The sequence below is a fragment of the Psychrobacter faecalis genome, assembly GCF_016107575.1.
In the GTDB taxonomy this organism is placed as follows: Bacteria; Pseudomonadota; Gammaproteobacteria; order Pseudomonadales; family Moraxellaceae; genus Psychrobacter; species Psychrobacter faecalis.
On the sequence record NZ_JABAST010000001.1, the window covers coordinates 187,721 to 204,695 of the forward strand.

The 16,975-nt window shown below is 43.1% G+C and carries 16 protein-coding genes and 1 pseudogene; 2 read left to right on the forward strand and 15 right to left on the reverse strand.

The features are described 5' to 3' along the window. Nucleotides 1-42: 42 nt before the first annotated feature. Nucleotides 43-1,020: a D-Ala-D-Ala carboxypeptidase family metallohydrolase gene (locus JFC07_RS00735; protein ID WP_198327836.1), complete on the reverse strand. Its 978-nt coding sequence runs from the start codon at nt 1,018-1,020 to the stop codon at nt 43-45. A 275-nt stretch (nt 1,021-1,295) separates the two neighbouring features. On the opposite strand from JFC07_RS00735, the gene rodA reads away from it, so the two are divergent. Together rodA and JFC07_RS13355 are read left to right on the forward strand one after the other, a co-directional pair. Continuing rightward, nucleotides 1,296-2,438 (forward strand): rod shape-determining protein RodA, encoded by a 1,143-nt coding sequence (rodA, locus tag JFC07_RS00740; protein ID WP_198327837.1) that lies wholly within the window; start codon nt 1,296-1,298, stop codon nt 2,436-2,438. 1,218 nt (nt 2,439-3,656) lie between these two features. Next, nucleotides 3,657-4,004 (forward strand): annotated as a pseudogene (locus tag JFC07_RS13355) (septal ring lytic transglycosylase RlpA family protein); the annotation flags it as partial. A gap of 165 nt (nt 4,005-4,169) precedes the next feature. On the opposite strand, the gene radA reads toward JFC07_RS13355, so the two are convergent. From radA to JFC07_RS00815, 14 genes are all read right to left on the reverse strand, one after another. Then, complete coding sequence (gene radA / locus JFC07_RS00750) at nt 4,170-5,606, reverse strand: DNA repair protein RadA (protein ID WP_198327838.1); 1,437 nt, start codon at nt 5,604-5,606, stop codon at nt 4,170-4,172. Between the two features lie 288 nt (nt 5,607-5,894). Then, a complete protein-coding gene (gene lptB / locus JFC07_RS00755; protein ID WP_190295467.1) occupies nt 5,895-6,605 on the reverse strand; it encodes an LPS export ABC transporter ATP-binding protein in 711 nt (236 codons plus the stop codon). A 190-nt stretch (nt 6,606-6,795) separates the two neighbouring features. Continuing rightward, nucleotides 6,796-7,284: a lipopolysaccharide transport periplasmic protein LptA gene (gene lptA, locus JFC07_RS00760; RefSeq protein ID WP_180952567.1), complete on the reverse strand. Its 489-nt coding sequence runs from the start codon at nt 7,282-7,284 to the stop codon at nt 6,796-6,798. Nucleotides 7,285-7,425: 141 nt separating this feature from the next. Beyond that, on the reverse strand, nt 7,426-8,010 hold the full coding sequence (lptC, locus tag JFC07_RS00765; RefSeq protein ID WP_198327839.1) for an LPS export ABC transporter periplasmic protein LptC: 585 nt from the start codon (nt 8,008-8,010) through the stop codon (nt 7,426-7,428). After that, nucleotides 8,007-8,573 (reverse strand): KdsC family phosphatase, encoded by a 567-nt coding sequence (locus JFC07_RS00770; RefSeq protein WP_144296267.1) that lies wholly within the window; start codon nt 8,571-8,573, stop codon nt 8,007-8,009. Before JFC07_RS00770 ends, lptC begins: the two co-directional genes overlap by 4 nt. Before the next feature lie 126 nt (nt 8,574-8,699). After that, nucleotides 8,700-9,692: a KpsF/GutQ family sugar-phosphate isomerase gene (locus JFC07_RS00775; protein ID WP_198327840.1), complete on the reverse strand. Its 993-nt coding sequence runs from the start codon at nt 9,690-9,692 to the stop codon at nt 8,700-8,702. Nucleotides 9,693-9,941: 249 nt separating this feature from the next. Beyond that, nucleotides 9,942-10,478 (reverse strand): RNA chaperone Hfq, encoded by a 537-nt coding sequence (gene hfq, locus JFC07_RS00780; protein ID WP_191689997.1) that lies wholly within the window; start codon nt 10,476-10,478, stop codon nt 9,942-9,944. 372 nt (nt 10,479-10,850) lie between these two features. Further along, on the reverse strand, nt 10,851-12,044 hold the full coding sequence (gene miaA / locus JFC07_RS00785) for a tRNA (adenosine(37)-N6)-dimethylallyltransferase MiaA (RefSeq protein ID WP_198327841.1): 1,194 nt from the start codon (nt 12,042-12,044) through the stop codon (nt 10,851-10,853). Between the two features lie 61 nt (nt 12,045-12,105). Next, nucleotides 12,106-13,866 carry a DNA mismatch repair endonuclease MutL gene (mutL, locus tag JFC07_RS00790; RefSeq protein WP_198327842.1) on the reverse strand — a complete coding sequence of 587 codons (1,761 nt, stop codon included), beginning with the start codon at nt 13,864-13,866 and terminating at the stop codon, nt 12,106-12,108. Nucleotides 13,867-13,917: 51 nt separating this feature from the next. Beyond that, complete coding sequence (gene tsaE, locus JFC07_RS00795; protein ID WP_198327843.1) at nt 13,918-14,442, reverse strand: tRNA (adenosine(37)-N6)-threonylcarbamoyltransferase complex ATPase subunit type 1 TsaE; 525 nt, start codon at nt 14,440-14,442, stop codon at nt 13,918-13,920. Further along, nucleotides 14,435-15,058 (reverse strand): 6-pyruvoyl trahydropterin synthase family protein, encoded by a 624-nt coding sequence (locus JFC07_RS00800; RefSeq protein ID WP_198327844.1) that lies wholly within the window; start codon nt 15,056-15,058, stop codon nt 14,435-14,437. Before JFC07_RS00800 ends, tsaE begins: the two co-directional genes overlap by 8 nt. A 153-nt stretch (nt 15,059-15,211) precedes the next feature. Next, nucleotides 15,212-15,541: a YnfA family protein gene (locus tag JFC07_RS00805; RefSeq protein ID WP_102077361.1), complete on the reverse strand. Its 330-nt coding sequence runs from the start codon at nt 15,539-15,541 to the stop codon at nt 15,212-15,214. Nucleotides 15,542-15,552: 11 nt separating this feature from the next. Next, the gene (locus JFC07_RS00810; protein WP_193031525.1) at nt 15,553-16,359 is read right to left on the reverse strand and encodes a PhzF family protein; all 807 of its coding nucleotides are present in this window, start codon (nt 16,357-16,359) and stop codon (nt 15,553-15,555) included. Between the two features lie 54 nt (nt 16,360-16,413). Beyond that, nucleotides 16,414-16,875, reverse strand: a complete 462-nt coding sequence (locus JFC07_RS00815; RefSeq protein WP_198327845.1) for a methyltransferase family protein — start codon at nt 16,873-16,875, stop codon at nt 16,414-16,416. Nucleotides 16,876-16,975 lie beyond the last annotated feature (100 nt).

Genomic DNA, 16,975 nt, shown 5'->3' on the forward strand with positions numbered 1-16,975 from the left:
CAGTAATCACTGGCTGAGCTTTTTTAATTGAAGAGACTGCTTTTAATAGCGGCAAGCGGAGCTGCTACTGGCATGATTAAAGCCCCATTTGCGATAACCATCGGTATCAAGATGAATAGCACCAGTAGAATAGAGCCCTAAACCAAAGTTATGCGACTGCCCTTGATATTGCCAAAACTCGCAGAGACTATCTTGCATGCGACTGAGCTGCCATAAATTGCCTTCATATTCAGGCACCCAGATATCCATCGCGCCTGCGGTCATGTGCTTACTCGCACTCGCCCCGCCCGCGCAATTATTTAACCCCGGACTGCGATATACTGAACGTATCTCGGTACTGGCAGGTAAAATACCTTGGCGTTTTAGCTGACTATAAAGCTGCAAGGTCGGCACAATATTTGCCCATAACTCCTGCGGCGGTAGCTGATAAGGCTCATAACCACATTTATCCCAACTACGAGCGGTCGTCAACAGCTGAGATAAGGGCGGTACATTTCTTGCGCCGACGCGTGAGCTTAAATAGCGTTGATAATTGGCCACTTGGCTTGCGCGGTAACTATTACTATTTAACCATACATTAAAATCCATACTGGTAAAATCGTTATAATTACTATTTCCAAAGTTATTATTACCGCTGCTATAGCGCGGCGTCCCTCTGTTGGTAATGACGCGTTTGTTTTCTTCTATCGATACTGCGCTATCGAAGTTAAACTCGCGCTGTTTTTGTTGAATCAGCCCTTGCATACTGTCGCCGCTAATACCATTTGACCGACGAGCGCCTTCACTCAAGATGGTTGCGCCGCCGCTATAGCTATTGCTTTGACTGCCATAACTGCTAGCGGGCGTGATATAAGCATTGCCACTATTATTGGTCGCACTACTGCCATGACGGATTTGGATGCGGCGCTCACTATTATCACTTATAATAGCCGCCTGCACAGAAATACTGCTGGCACAAATACCTAGGACGATAATAGGCTTATAAATGTGCCTATAAATAGATTTTTTTGTCTTTATCATTACCAGAAACTACCGCTAAAAACGTTTTATCGATACTATCAAATTTTAAGCAAGCAAGCTAAACTATCGCAGCGAATTGATGGTCACTGATTCGTTATTAACACTTATCCTTATAATGTTTATATTGTCGTTACTTTATTACGGGTAAATTATGGGTTTTGCTACCAAATTCTTAATTAAGCTGCCCGATAAACATTTTGCCCTCGCTGATTGTTTACTTATCGTTTGTCAAAGCAGACTTTTCTTTCACGCCAATTGTCAGTCACATATCACCTATGCCTTCTAACCTCCAGTACCGTTTTTCTCGTCAAAGCCATCACTTTGGTCAAGGTCGTGCGCCGACGCTTTGGCAACGTATCCATATTGATCCGTGGCTGACCTTATTGCTATTGACCGTTTGTTGCATTGGCTTGACGATTTTATATAGCGCAGCAAGCCAAGACACTGATATGGTCATCCGCCAAGTCATCAGTTATGGCGTGGCATTTACGGTGATGTTTACTATGGCGCAGATACCGCCTAACCTTTATCGTACCTTTACGCCCATATTTTATGTATTGGGGCTGATATTGTTGGTGTTGGTCGATATCATTGGCGAGGTGCGTATGGGTGCGCAGCGCTGGATTAACTTACCTGGTTTTGGTAGCGTTCAACCTTCAGAGTTTATGAAGCTTGGTATGCCAATGATGTGTGCGTGGTTTTTATCCAAACGTGACTTACCGCCTTCATTATCAAGTATTGCCATCACCTTAGCGTTAATTGTGGTGCCGGTATTATTAATCGCCAAAGAGCCTGACCTTGGTACTTCCCTGCTGGTCGCCGCCAGTGGCATTTTTGTATTGTTTTTAGCGGGTCTATCATGGCGCTTGATTGCTAGTGCAGCAGCATTAGCCGTACCATTGGTGGCATTTGCTTGGAATTTTTTATTACACGACTACCAACGTACGCGCGTCTTAACGCTATTCAACCCTGAAGCTGACGTCCAAGGGGCCGGGTGGAATATTATTCAGTCCAAAACCGCCATTGGCGCGGGCGGTCTGACCGGTAAAGGGTATTTAGAAGGCACACAGTCGCATCTACATTTTTTACCAGAAGGTCACACCGACTTTATTATTGCTGCCTTTTCCGAAGAGTTTGGTCTGCTTGGCGTGATATTGTTGATGTTTATTTATGCTTGCGTGCTTATGCGTGCTTTATATATCGCATTTTCGCACCCTGATGTTTATAGTCGACTGCTGGCAGGTGCAATTGCGATGTCTTTTTTCGTGTATGTTTTTGTCAATGTCGGCATGGTTGGCGGCATCTTACCCGTCGTTGGGGTGCCTTTACCTTTTATCAGTTATGGCGGTACTGCTATTGTGACATTAATGGCAGGTTTTGGCTTACTGATGTCAATTCATACCCACAAATCTGGCTAAGTCATAGTTTTATTTTTTACAATCTATTCACCTATAAAGTTCATTTTTAATAACCAATATTACATTCGATAATCACGATAAACTTGGGTTGAAATGTCTATATAACTCCCTTATATAGACAGGGTTAAAATGATACGTTAACAAATCAGCCTAGAAACTGAAGCAAAATGTGCTGGGCTAAGTAATCGAATGTAACAACGAAATTGCTCAAATTAAATGAATATCTACTTTTTTAAGCCTTTCTTATTTGTCATTAATTCTACATAAATTACTATTAAAACCTTAACTTTCTTGCTTCAAAAATAACCATAAGTTGTTGTTATCTATAGCTATTACCCTCTTAATTTTTCATCAAAACACTGGTAAAGCTCTATTAGTGACCGATTAGTACTGTTAGGTTTTATTCCTTGTTTTTTACAAATAATTGCGTTACCCTCGTTTTATTGTAGTTTGATACACAACGCGTACATAGCTACTAAGAAAGATATCATTTAATTATATTGCAGTTATAGCTCGTCCGTATAGTTAGCAAATTGTAGATTTTGGGCTTGCAAAGTCAGTACTTAATTAACGGTTTAATAACAAAGTAATACGCAACATACTTTAAACCCTTTATTAACTTAGCAATGCAAAAAAGTCCTTTATCGATTGGTGCAACCTTACTTTAGTTGTTTGATTACTATTGTTAACTATCATTTGAGCGTGTCATAAGTGGGTTTTGCGAGTCGTATATAACGATAATTCCCGAGCCACTTATGATGATATAAATGAAAATTACCATATGTTAGAGCTTATAAAAGCCCATCTTTACTATCATCGTGATAAAACAGATAGATGATAGAGCGGCTTTCGAGTTTGCGGCACTGTTAGAGTGGTCTAATATTGTCTCGCTCCCTCTAAGAGGTTTTAGAGTTAGGTTCTAATGTATACGCTATAGAGGTATTTATGAATAAGCGTTTATCTGGTTTACTTACAATGTCAGCCGTTTTATTTGCTGGCTCTGCAATCGCTACTAATGCAAATGCTGTAGAATCAAAAACCTCCCTTGCAACGATTTCGCAAGATAACGCCTCCCGTATTGACCGTGTGCTCGGTGAACTTAGTCGTCAACATGACGGCGCATCAAGCTTAGTTAAGTCTGCTCGTCAGCCCACTTCATTAGCGCTTAGCAGCCCATTGCTCGCCAGCGACACTGCCCAAGTATCCAATGATGAAGATGTTTTAGAGCGCTTAACGGCAGTCGCTTCTAATTCTGTAAGCAAATTTAAACAAACTGGTTTGGCTTCTTGGTACGGTCGTCAGTTTCATGGCCGCAAAACTGCCAGTGGCGAAACCTTTGACATGAATGGTTTAACCGCTGCTCACCGCTCGTTACCCTTGAACTGCTACGTTAAAGTTACCAATAAAACTAATGGCAAAAGCGTCGTCGTTAAAGTAAACGATCGTGGTCCATTCCATGGTAACCGTGTGATGGATTTATCTTACGGTGCTGCCAAGCAACTTGGTATTACCAATAAAGGTGTGGGTAACGTCTCTATTGAGCGTGTTTCAGGCCCCTCTTCTTAAACCATTAACGTTTTAGACCATTCGCGGTTTAAACCTTTAACGGTTTTTTATCGAAAAAACTGCTTAACGTTAGTTGTAAAAAAAGCGCCTAACTCATTTAAAGTTAGGCGCTTTTTCGTTTTTAACGTTTGACGCTAAATAGTTAACATGGGATAGCTTTTAAAACTATAAATCAAATGCGCTTTCAATCGCATCATCGAGACGCTCAACCGCGATGACATTGATACCCTTAAACTGCGGCGCATCTTTGGCAGGCGCATTGGCTTTAGGAATAATTGCGTGTTTAAAGCCGTGTTTCATCGCCTCCTTTAGGCGCTCTTGTCCGTTAGGAACCGGTCGAATCTCCCCTGATAAGCCAACTTCACCAAAAACGGCAAGTGATGAGGGTAAAGGCTTTTCTTTGATACTAGAAGCACAAGCCAATAGTACGGCCAAATCAGACCCGGTTTCAATCACCTTAACGCCGCCAACGACGTTTACATACACATCTTGTCCGCTGGTATGGATACCGCCGTGACGATGCATGACCGCAAGCAGCATTGATAGGCGCTGAAAATCGAGCCCTAAAGCCATACGTCTTGGTGAACCTTGTGAGTCATCAACCAAGGCTTGCACTTCAACCAGCAGGGGTCTAGTACCTTCACGGCTTACCATCACCACAGAACCCGCTACGGGCTTATCATAACGGCTTAAGAATATCGCTGAGGGATTGGCGACTTCTTTGAGTCCCATATCGGTCATGCCAAAAATGCCCAGCTCATTAACTGCACCAAAACGGTTTTTTACCGCGCGAATCATACGAAAGCGTGAATCGGACTGACCTTCAAAATATAAAACCGTATCAACCATGTGTTCGAGGACACGTGGCCCTGCCAGCGTGCCTTCTTTGGTCACATGCCCGACTAAAAATAGTGCCGTGCCAGTTTGCTTCGCATAACGGGTCAAAATAGCTGCCGACTCACGAATTTGACTGACGCCGCCTGGAGCAGAATTAATGGCATCGGTATAAATAGTCTGAATCGAGTCAATAATAGCAATCGCCGGCTGCTCTTGGGTTAAAGCCGCACAAATGGTTTCAACATTGGTCTCCGCGAGCACACGTAATCTATCCGCTGGCAAATCTAAACGCTTGGCGCGCATCGCTACTTGGGCGAGCGACTCTTCACCCGTCACATACAGCGCGCTACCTGCCAATGAATCAGCCTTTGCCATATTGGTCGCAGTTTGCAGCAAAATCGTAGATTTACCGATTCCTGGGTCACCGCCGATCAAAACGACCGAACCGGCCACCAGTCCGCCGCCCAACACTCGATCAAACTCACTAATGCCAGTGGGCAGGCGTGTATCTAGTGTCACGCTTACCGCATTGAGTGGCATGACCGCACTGTGCGTACCCGAATAATTGCCAGCAGGTGCACCCGCACTACGAGAAACCGCTCGGCTAGCATTCGCTTTTGCGCTACTCTTATTATGGTGCGGCATACTGACATTTGGTGCTTCTACCAAACTGTTCCATTCACCGCAGTCTGTACACTGCCCCGCCCATTTGCCAAAATGCGCCCCGCACTGTTGACAGACATAACTGCTTTTATTTTTTGCCATAACGTATGAACCTTATTGAACTGGTCAATCGAAAGTAATAAATCGCGAATAATAAATAGAATTCTAGAATGCTCTATACGAGCTTAAGTGTAAGACTAAGAGAAAGAATGAACGTGCCTTTTTTAATAACCAGGCATTAGATTATGAGAGATAGATAGCAATTTATAGTGGGCATGGATGTTAAGAGAAAATAGACAAATATTCGTTATACCCTACAATGATAAGATATTTGGCTAATGATTCAAACAAGGCTTTATACAGGCTCACCTCTACTAAATAGCGAAGTGCTTATACGCGAAAGTCTTTACCAAGATAGACAGATTTTACTAAATCATTCTCTAACACTTCACATGACGTCCCTTCCGCAATGATGGCGCCTTCTGAAACGATATAGGCTTTTTCGCAAATGGCGAGGGTATCGCGCACGTTATGGTCGGTGATGAGTACACCAATACCGCGATTTTTTAGGGTTAAAATAACATCTTTAATATCACTAACAGAGATAGGGTCAACACCAGCAAACGGTTCATCTAATAGGATAAATTTTGGATTGGCCGCCAAAGCACGCGCAATCTCGCAGCGGCGGCGCTCACCGCCTGAGACACTCATACCCAATGATTTGCGTACATGTTCTAAATGGAACTCGCCGATCAACTTTTCAAGCTCTTGACGCTGCTCAGCGGCACTTAACTCTTTACGAGTTTGCAGAATGGCTAAGATATTATCTTCAATGGATAATTTACGAAAAATAGAAGCTTCTTGCGGCAAATAGCCAATACCAGCACGCGCGCGCTCATGCATGGCATATTTTGATAAATCCATTTTTCCTAAGGTAACGCGGCCCTTATCCATATTGACCAGTCCGACCACCATATAAAAGCTAGTAGTTTTGCCCGCGCCATTTGGTCCTAATAATCCAACAACTTGCCCTTGCTCAACAGAAAATGATACATCCTTTACCACCCAGCGTTTGCCGTAGCGTTTGCCCAAATTTTGCATTGTTAAACGGGCGACAGGCTCGGAGCTATTGGTTGCCGCTACAGAACCATTATTAAGCTCGTTGCTATGAATTTCATTAGTCTTAACAACATTGTTTTTAATATCGCTCATCACTTACCTGTCAATTACTGTTAAAGTTGCAAAGTTTTTAGTATTACTATCGCTTACTTTTATATTAAAAATACTGTGCTTAGCGTATGCTGCTTCGGTTACTACCGCTATTAGGCGGGAAGACCAATTCTACGCGCTGACTGCCACCAGCAGTTGCTTCTACATCGCCAGCTTTTAAGCTATAACGAATGACATTACCGGCAAAACTGGCGCCATTTTGTACCAATTTTGCATTACCCGTGAGCGTCACGATACCCGTGACCGCATTATAATCAATCTTATTGGCCTGCCCTTTTGCCAAGCCCTTTTCTTGTGTCACTACCTGCTGCATAGTGGCTGGACGGCCGGTGGCGACTGCCGAGTTGATACTACGGCCTTGCGAGAGGTTGACCGTAATATCATCGGCGGTCATTTTGAACGTACCCTGCGTAATCACGACAGTGCCTGAATAGCTGGTGATACCTGTACGTTCACTATAAGTAGCCTTATCCGCCAACAGCTTAATAGGCTGATTGGCATCTGATGGCAAGGCATGGCTGTATAACGGCAATGCTAACAACATTAGCATCGGTAGCGTTCGTAAACCGTGTGTTACTTGGATAGAGCGTGTCGATAGCAAGCGTAAAGTAGGCAAAAAAGTAGATTTCATAAAAGTTACTCGTATCATTATGGGTAGTGGCGTTTGCAAACTTCCTGCTAGGTGCTGCTGTTAAAATAAAGCTTTATCTTGGCGTTTCGCGGGCGTAAATGCAACCGCGACTTGACCAAATTCATAGTCCCCAGTTTCAAGGTTGGCTTTCATGCTTGACGCCTCGAAGCGGTTCATCCCTTGTTCGACTTTTACTGGCGCATCACTATAGACTTGACCTGTTTTGGTATTGCCTTTTAAGGTAGTGCCCATGACTTTAATCGGCTCAATATCAGACTCGCCCGCTTTGCCTTCGCTAACTAAAGTAAAACCACCTGATAAGCTCATCTCACCTGTCTGTTGACTGATGGCAGCGCTGCCCGCTTCAACGCGGTAACGCTGCTCGTCTGATGGCTCCCAATTCATGGTGATGCCTTTCATCTCATCTTTATTGGTCACAGGATTATGGGTCAAGGATTCTGCACTTAGTTCGTACTCGGTCTCACCTTTTTCATTGGTCTGTACCGCCTTAATGTCAGTAGCTTCATAATCCACATCCGTCGGTTCCACACTAACGGGCGGCGTGATCTCCCCTTGCTGCTTAAAGAACCAGCCAGCAATTACAGCAATAATTAATGCTAGAACGATTAAAACACGAGTATTCACGATAAGTTATCCTCAGGTTTCGCTGCATCAAGCGTATAGTGCGCGATAAAATCTTGATAGTGACCATGACCTTTTAAAATAAGATCACATATTTCCCGTACTGCGCCGGTACCACCTGTGCGGGTGGTCACCATATCACTGCGCTTTATCACCTCTTGATGGGCATTTGGGACAGTGGCCGCAAAACCTACCGTTTGCATCGCTTTAATATCTGGTAAGTCATCGCCCATATAAGCACAATCAGCAGCGGTGATATTAAGCTCAGCATCAAGCGTCGCTAATAGCTCATTCAACGCAATCAGCTTATCATCACGACCTTGGACGATATAATTGACACCCATTTCAGCAGCACGCTTGTCCACCATAGGACTGCTACGACCAGTAATAATAGCGGTCAAAATACCATAGCGCGCCAACGATTTGACACCGACACCGTCCTGTACCGAAAAGGCTTTGGTTTCAGTACCGTTGGCATCATAAATAATTTGACCGTTTGACAAGATACCATCAACATCCATGACCAATAACTTTACTTGTCCGGCCTTTTTTATTAAGTCTTGCATCAATTTTCTCTTATTAATGATTTTATTATGAGACGTATTCTTATTAAATACTCTTTTATTAAGGCTTTTTTAATATGTTACTTCTTAATTGTGCCAATTATTAATACAGCGTTTATTAAAATAGGGCTACTTAACACCGGCTTGTAATAAATCATGTACCGTAATAATGGCCTCCAAACGCTGTTCCTCATCGATAATCAGCAGCTGGCTAATGCCATTTTCATTCATCACACTTAAAGCATCGGAAGCGCGCATATCCTTACTGACGCGGCGTGGATTGCTGACCATCAACTCACACATCGGGGTTTGCAAATCAATGCCTTTTTCTAAGCCGCGGCGCAAATCACCATCGGTAAATACGCCGACGACTTTTTGCTCGTCATCAGTTACCACTGTCATACCTAAACGCCCAGAAGACATGGTAAATAAAGCGTCTTGTAACGGTGCTTGTTGATTAATAAGCGGTAAATTTTCTGAATTGGTATGCATTAAATCTTCGACCCGCGTCAGCAGCTGGCGCCCTAAGGCGCCTGCAGGATGCGATAATGCAAAGTCTTCTGAAGTAAAATTACGCGCATGCACCAAGGCCACAGCCAATGCATCGCCCAATGCTAAGGTCGCTGTGGTACTAGAAGTCGGGGCAAGGTTGAGCGGGCAAGCTTCTTGTGATTTACCAAGCGTCAAAATGATATCCGCCGCTCGTGGTAGCATACCGCGTTTGTCTCGGCTAATACTAATCAGGGGAATATTTAGACGCTTAACCACGGGCAGTAGCATTCTAATTTCATCTGACTCGCCCGAGTTTGAGATAGCCAGTAGGACATCGCCCTGTACCAACATCCCCAGATCACCATGCCCCGCTTCCCCAGGATGCATAAAAAATGCTGGCGTGCCCGTAGAAGCAAAAGTCGCGGCTATCTTACGACCAATCAGACCCGATTTGCCCATCCCGGTCACCACCACACGTCCTTTGCAGGCTAGGATAATATCGCAGGCTTGAGCAAATCTATCATCGATTTGTTCCGTTAACAATTCTAGTGCCGCCATCTCCGTATGAATTGCTTCGATAGCAGTGCTAATAAATTGTTGATGGGTCAGGTTGCGGTGCGGATTACTCATACGTTAGCTCTATATTTTCGGTGAATCAATGAAACATTTTACTATACTATGGCTGATATTAATAATATAGGGCAAGACGTCGCTTTCATCATTGCCTACTTACTAAGCAGTGTAAATAGTCGCTTGCGCAGCCATGATTATACGTCTATTTATACAAAAAAAACCCACTATAATTAATAGTAGGTCTTAATCAGCTATACAACATTTTAATAACATACTTTCAATCAAATAGACATCAGATAGCGTTATTTATTGATTGCTATCGTCTATATCATCGTTTGATTTGTTTTCAAACATAGCATTGTCTGAAGAATTGTCGAAGCCACGATCTTGACCAAAGCCGCCGCGCTCAAAGCCGCGCTCTTGACTTTGTCCAAAGCTGCCTCGCTCAAAACCACGATCTTGGCCTTGACCAAAACCGCCACGATTAAAACCACTACGATTGGCAAAGCCGCGCTCTTCAAAACCGCCACCACCAGCAAGGTTACTACCACGCTCAAAACCACTACTCATGCCACCTTGGTAACCAGTAGGTGCACCCGTTGAGGTTTGCGCACCCGTACCAGTCGTCGTGCTGCTTCTAGGATTACGGGCGGGCACGACTGTTGAAATGGCATGCTTATAAACCATTTGACTCACTGTGTTTTTTAACAGCACCACGTATTGATCAAATGATTCAATTTGACCTTGCAGCTTAATACCATTAACTAAAAAAATAGAAACAGGAATGCGATCTTTGCGCAACGAGTTCAAAAACGGGTCTTGTAAAGTTTGTCCTTTTGACATGACATCTCTCCTAAATATTATATAATTATTTTTAGTGCCAATTATTATAAGTATTGCTTTAATTATAATGGCTAAGGGCAGATACAATAATAAGTTTTATTTATAAAACGTATCTAAATAAGCACTAATTCTTGTTAAATAATTTCACTTTACCGTGAATACGTTATTATTGTAAATAATTAAGTAACCGCTTATTTTTTAAGATTTCTTACCAACAAAAGTTAATTAACGACCGTTAAAAAAGCAATGATACCGATATAATTCACACTATTTTACTATGATTTAAATTATAGCAGTTATCCAACCTTTATTTTGAAACTAATTGTCATTATTTTTTACGGGGCTAATTAACGCGCTTTATATGATTTGGTTTTAGTATAAATACTCTCTTACTTGGGTCATAGTAGCGAACGTTTTTATTTTGATATTACCGCGCATAAGCTTGTCATCGTTTTCATTTAGCTTTATTGCAATATTTGACGCATTATCAGGCAAATTGGGCAACTGAGTAAGTTTGCGCAGCCAAGTATATTGACGCTTCGCCAGCTGTCTGGTCGCATATAATGCCTTATTTTGCATTTGCTGACAAGCAAGTGCCTCGGTTTGAGCGCTGAGCGTCAATGGCTGATCGAGCGCTTGAGTAGTGGTGTCTTGTGGTCGTTTACTTGCACTCGCCGCTTCTACTTCTAAAAAGGCGTCATAAAATTGCGCTTTATCCAAGTGCGGCTGTTTAAATATTGGATGCTTAATATGGACTAGGTATTCTAATACTTGCCGATAACCGACGCAGCGCATAGAGGGTAAGTTTGGTGTCAAAGGGTACTGCTCAAGCAATCCGATCACTTCCGCCACTAGCCCATCATGCCACATTATATCCAAACGTTGCTCGATACGCTGATGTAGCCATGAACGTTCTGGCATCACCGCCAGCGCATGCCATTGCTGATTGGGATTATGCGCCAAGGCATGTTTGGGCTTTTGCTGCCAGTCACTGATGGGTATATTGGTTTGCAGATAAACTTCAACCGCGCGCGTGATACGCTGAGTATCGGTCGCATTAAGACGCTCGTGGCTTATCGGATCTATTTTTCCTAGATAATTATATAGTGCACCAAGACCTTTGTCTTGCCGCCACTGCTCCACACGCGCGCGCACGTCATCATCACTGTCAGGCACGGGCGATAACCCATCAATAAGCGCCATGTAATACATCATAGTACCGCCAACGAGCAAAGGTATTTTACCTTTCTTATGACAGCTATCAATTAAATGAGCAACATCATTAACGAATTCAGCGACACTATAGCTTTGCATCGGGTCAATGATATCAACCAAATAATGCGGATAACGTGCCAACTCTGCAGCGGTTGGTTTGGCTGTACCGATATTCATATCACGATATATCAATGCTGAATCGACCGAAATCAGCTCATAACGCCCAGTATCGTATAGCTCATACGCTAGAGCTGTCTTGCCACTCGCTGTCGGTGCCATCAAGCACACCACGCTATTATCTGCCAAATTGGGATTGAGGCGATAAGATGAGCTAGCAGACGAGATTTGCATAGGATTACCTTTATTTTTTATAGGACTACTAAAACGTGTCCTCACTCTAATCAATGGACATCTAAATGGCTGTAGATGATAGCATCAACGCGATTAAACGCTGGTTATTTATAGACTTAAAAGCATGTTTAGCAAGTAAGTCTTCGATATCTGCGTTAAATGCCCATAAATCTTCTGTAGACATTTTTGCTGCTAAATCAGTAAGCTGCTGATTGACAGCATTCGCATCATTAAATGAAACCTGCTCTCTAAATACATCTGACTCAAACAATAAGCTTAATTGCGCCTGCCATATTTCAGCGCCAATCAGAAAAAATTGGCTGCAACTATAAAACAGCAACCATGGTAGTGTTTTCTCACTGACACTTTTAATTGCATCTAAATCATGACCCGTATTTAAAATAACCTCCAAACAATATGGTAAAGGAGCATTTTTTACCGATAGATTTTGTGACGTATTGGCCGTGCTTATTAATGTGCTGCCTGGATTTATATTTTCAGTAAAAGTTGCCTGTTCTGATTGAGCATTATCGGTATTTTCTGACAACTGATATGGCTGTTTGGGCGCTTGTACTTGCTGACTTTTCGCTGAATAAATGGCTGATGACGTCTGTTGCCTTACAGTAGCAAAGGCGTTATTGATAGATAGATGATTATCTAATACCTGACTACTTTCATCAGCGGAATTGATGGTCTGATTGATGTTCTGTTTGGTAGCAAACGTTTTAAGCTTTGCTTGAATCGCATGACTAAGATGCGCCATGATGTTATTTAGCGGGCTGATTTTGATACGCTGTTTGGACGGATGGACATTGATATTGAGCCAATCAGTTGGCAGATCAAAATACAGCGCGTAGCCAATACCTGCTAACTGCGCACTTTGGGCAAGTTGACGCAGCTGATTGCTAATCAACGCTTCTTTTACCAACCGTCCATTCACATAAATTAATTTTGGAAAAGTACTTTGAGAGTCATTGCTAAGCCATAACCAACCGTTGATGTTCGCTTGACCAGCAAAGTTATTATTCACATAGTCTTTAGGCAATTGCATCAAACTGGTAAGGTCGATGGATATTTCTAAGGCGTTGTCCGTTAATGGTAACCCAGTCGCTTGCTCAAGACGTGATAAAGGCAAACGATGAGCGTTATTGTTGCTGCTATTGGTATTATCGTTATCATTTGCAGACATTGCTCTTGAAGACAGCGATAACCGCTTTTTATTGTCATGAAACAAGGTTAGCGTCACATCTGCACGCACCAAAGCCACTTCGCGGACAATGGTTTCGATATGACCGAACTCGGTCGCAATAGATTTTAAGTTGCCGCGGCGTGCGGGCACATTAAAATATAAATCTTTAACCGTGATGGTCGTGCCGCGTTGATGCACGACTGGCACCAATTTTGGCACCTCGTCCAATACACCGGCAACTTGCAACTGGCGACCAATCCCACTGTCGTCATGACTACTGGTTAAAGTCAAACGAGAAACTGCCGCCGTCGCTGCCAACGCTTCACCGCGAAAGCCCAGTGTGGTAATACCATGCAAATTAGCCACATCGGCCACTTTACTGGTTGCATGGCGAGTAATGGCCATGACCATATCATCAGGATGAATACCCATGCCGTTATCCAGCACTTCAATCATACCCATGCCGCCTTGGGTAATACGTATCTCAATATTGTTCGCGCCAGCGTCTATCGCGTTTTCAAGCAGCTCTTTGACCACAGCGGCAGGACGCGTCACCACCTCACCTGCTGCTAATTGGTTGATGAGCAGCGGCGATAGTTTTTTGATGCGGCTATTGAAGGGATTATCTGGCATTAATGAGCGTCATACTTTTATAAAACCTCAGAGGCTGTGATGCGGTTTAACCTAAAGGTTAAGAGAGGATAAATCTAAGCCCTGCGCTTGACCCGCCTTCGATAGTCGCAGCTCGACTTGGCGTGCCTCTTTATCATTATCATTGCGATCGGCTTGCGTCATATCAATAAACAAACTCGGTGGTGGTAAATAGCTGTCCGCACGACTCGCCCATTCGATAATAACCAGCGCATTCGGCTCATCTAGATATTCATCAAAGCCAATAAAAGATAGCTCTTCTGGGTCTTGCAGACGATATAAATCTGCATGATAAACAGGTTTAATTGAACCATCATTTTGCTCAATACTATAAGGCTCGACCAAGGTATAAGTTGGGCTTTTGACCGCACCTGTATGACCGAGCGCCTGCAACCAATAACGCGTCAAGGTGGTTTTACCAGCGCCTAAATTACCCGACAGCCACACGCTACCCGATAAGGGCAACGCTGCCAATTGCACCGCCAAGCGCTGAGTATCTGCTTCAGAATGCAGCGTCAAGGTTTTCACATGTTGGTCTTGTTTTATATTATTAGGCATCAAGCTTACCTTCCCTTACTTGCGTCTGTACTTGCATAGTCACGGCTGGATTGATAAAGCTTTCACCGCGAATCAGCTTGGCATATAGCTCGGGGTCATGCCATTCTGCCTTTACTTGCTCGCTGAACTCAAAGTCTTCTAGATGAAGCTCTCCCATTTGCGCGTTTGCCACATCTTCTGCAAAGCACTGTGCGTAACCGGTTGCGGTTTCGTGGGCAATCACCGAGTAGACGCTGACATCAGATTCACCGTTTTGCATTTGGGTTTGTTTGAGAATTTCTTGTGCCCAAAAGAAGATGACGCGTGAGAATTGCTCTGCTGACGGCGATACCGGCAAACTGATCCAACGCGCGCTGAATTTTTTACAGGCGGCGATATATTCAGAGTCGTCTTTATTCCAAAAGCAAATCGCATGATCAAAGCTGTCGATAATGTCTTTAATAGACGATTTTAATAGACCAAAATCATACACCATTTGCCCATGGTCTAATCGCTTAGCTTCAAGAATCAGCTCAATCTGATAGCTATGACCATGAATAGAATGTTTGCAGCGCTCAGAGCTACAATTACGCACGATATGCGCATTTTCAAATTTGAACAGTTTACGAATACGCATAATAATTGACCAAAACAGTAAGCTTTACTGTGTTAAACATGAATATTATAAGGGTTTACCGCGACGACACATCGGCGTGCGGCTCATTATAGCAAATCGTAATGACTGCGTAAGTAGTCACTTACTAATAGCAATATTGGCAAAACCCATTCACTAATGACGTGGTGCAAACATAATAATTGCCATGCCTAAGAGCGCGACAATAGAACCCAATATGTCCCACGTGGTTGGTCTGATGCCGTTCACCGTCCACAGCCAAATAATAGCCATCGAAATATAAACACCGCCGTAAGCAGCATAAACGCGACCAGCGGCGGTGGGATGTAAGGACAGCAGCCAAACAAAAGCGACCAAACTGAGCGCACCTGGAACCAGCAGCCAAATCGACTTACCTTCTCGCAACCATAAATAAGGCAAATAACAACCGATAATTTCAGCCAGTGCGGTCAGCGCAAACAGTCCAACGGTTTTTAATTCAGTCAAACCAACCACTCCTAAACCGTGATAAATCCTGTCATATACTGCACAGCATTACCAGAAATTAGCACCCTATCGCCTGCAACGACGCAGTTTAAAATACCGCCTCGTTTTGATGCTTGATAAGCTATTAATTCATCTTTACCCAAACGCTCTGCCCACAGTGGTGCAAGCCCCGTATGAACCGAACCCGTCACTGGGTCTTCATCGCCACCATTGGCAGGCCAAAAATAACGTGAAATAAAATCGTAATCCTTATAGTCAGCGGAGGTGGCCTGACAGGTGACCACCACATTTAACGGCGCGAGTTGTTTTAATTGCTCGTTATCACGCGTTACGTTTAAGACATCGGCTTCAGCATTATAAATCACAAAATAGGCTTGAGTGTTTTTATAAACTTCGACTGGTGCAACAGACAATCCTGCCAACAAGCTATCGGGAATATCTTTAACCTTTTCCGGCTTAGTATTAGGAAAGTCCATTTGTATTTTGCCATCGTCTGTTTGCACGATGGTCAATATACCAACGGCTTTGGCGTAAAATTTAATGGTTTCTACATCAGGATTTTTGTTAAATAACACAAAGGCTGACGCCAAGGTTGCATGCCCGCAAAATGCAATCTCAGTCAAAGGAGAAAACCAGCGAATATGATAAATGCCGTCATCATCACGTACAATAAAAGCTGTCTCCGACAAATTATTTTCAAAAGCAATAGACTGCATTAACTTATCGGCAAGGCAATTATCTGTGATAATAACGGCTGCTGAATTGCCTTTAAAAACGGTATCCGTAAAAGCGTCGACGACATTGATTTCTAGTTGCATATTATGCTCTTCTTTTTTATTAACATTAATTTTGGCTATTTTTTATCCCGCTGTTTATACCCAACGTCTGACTTTTGCCTTGTAAGTCTGATAAGCTTTGCCAAATTTCTGAGCCAAAATCCGCTCTTCTGGTTGGATTTGAAAACGGGTCATATGAAGTATAAATAGAGGCAACAACACGAAGGCAAGAAAGTGCGACAGATACAATGCCCAGCTAAATAATATAAGCACCAAGCCTACATACATCGGATTTCGGCTATATTGATACACACCACTAGTCACTAATCTTGAAACTTTTTCAAGCGCTTGCGGATTGGGTGTGGTCTGCGCTTTTTTAAATTGAGTAACACCTAAAATGGCGCTACCCAGTCCTATAGCGCCCAAACCTACTGCCAATGCCGCAGAGCCTTTCAAAGAAAATTTCAAAGCAGGTGCGACTTTAGAGACACCAGCCATGGCCGCTGCGGTGACGATAACTTGCGCGACTGGCGGTACTTTTAGCTCTAGAGAATTCATCTTGACTCCTTATAAATGCAATTTTATAAATAAGACCTTATATAGAATTAAATAATGAATGAGCGCTTAATTACTTATTATAGTATTCAGTGTTTATTCA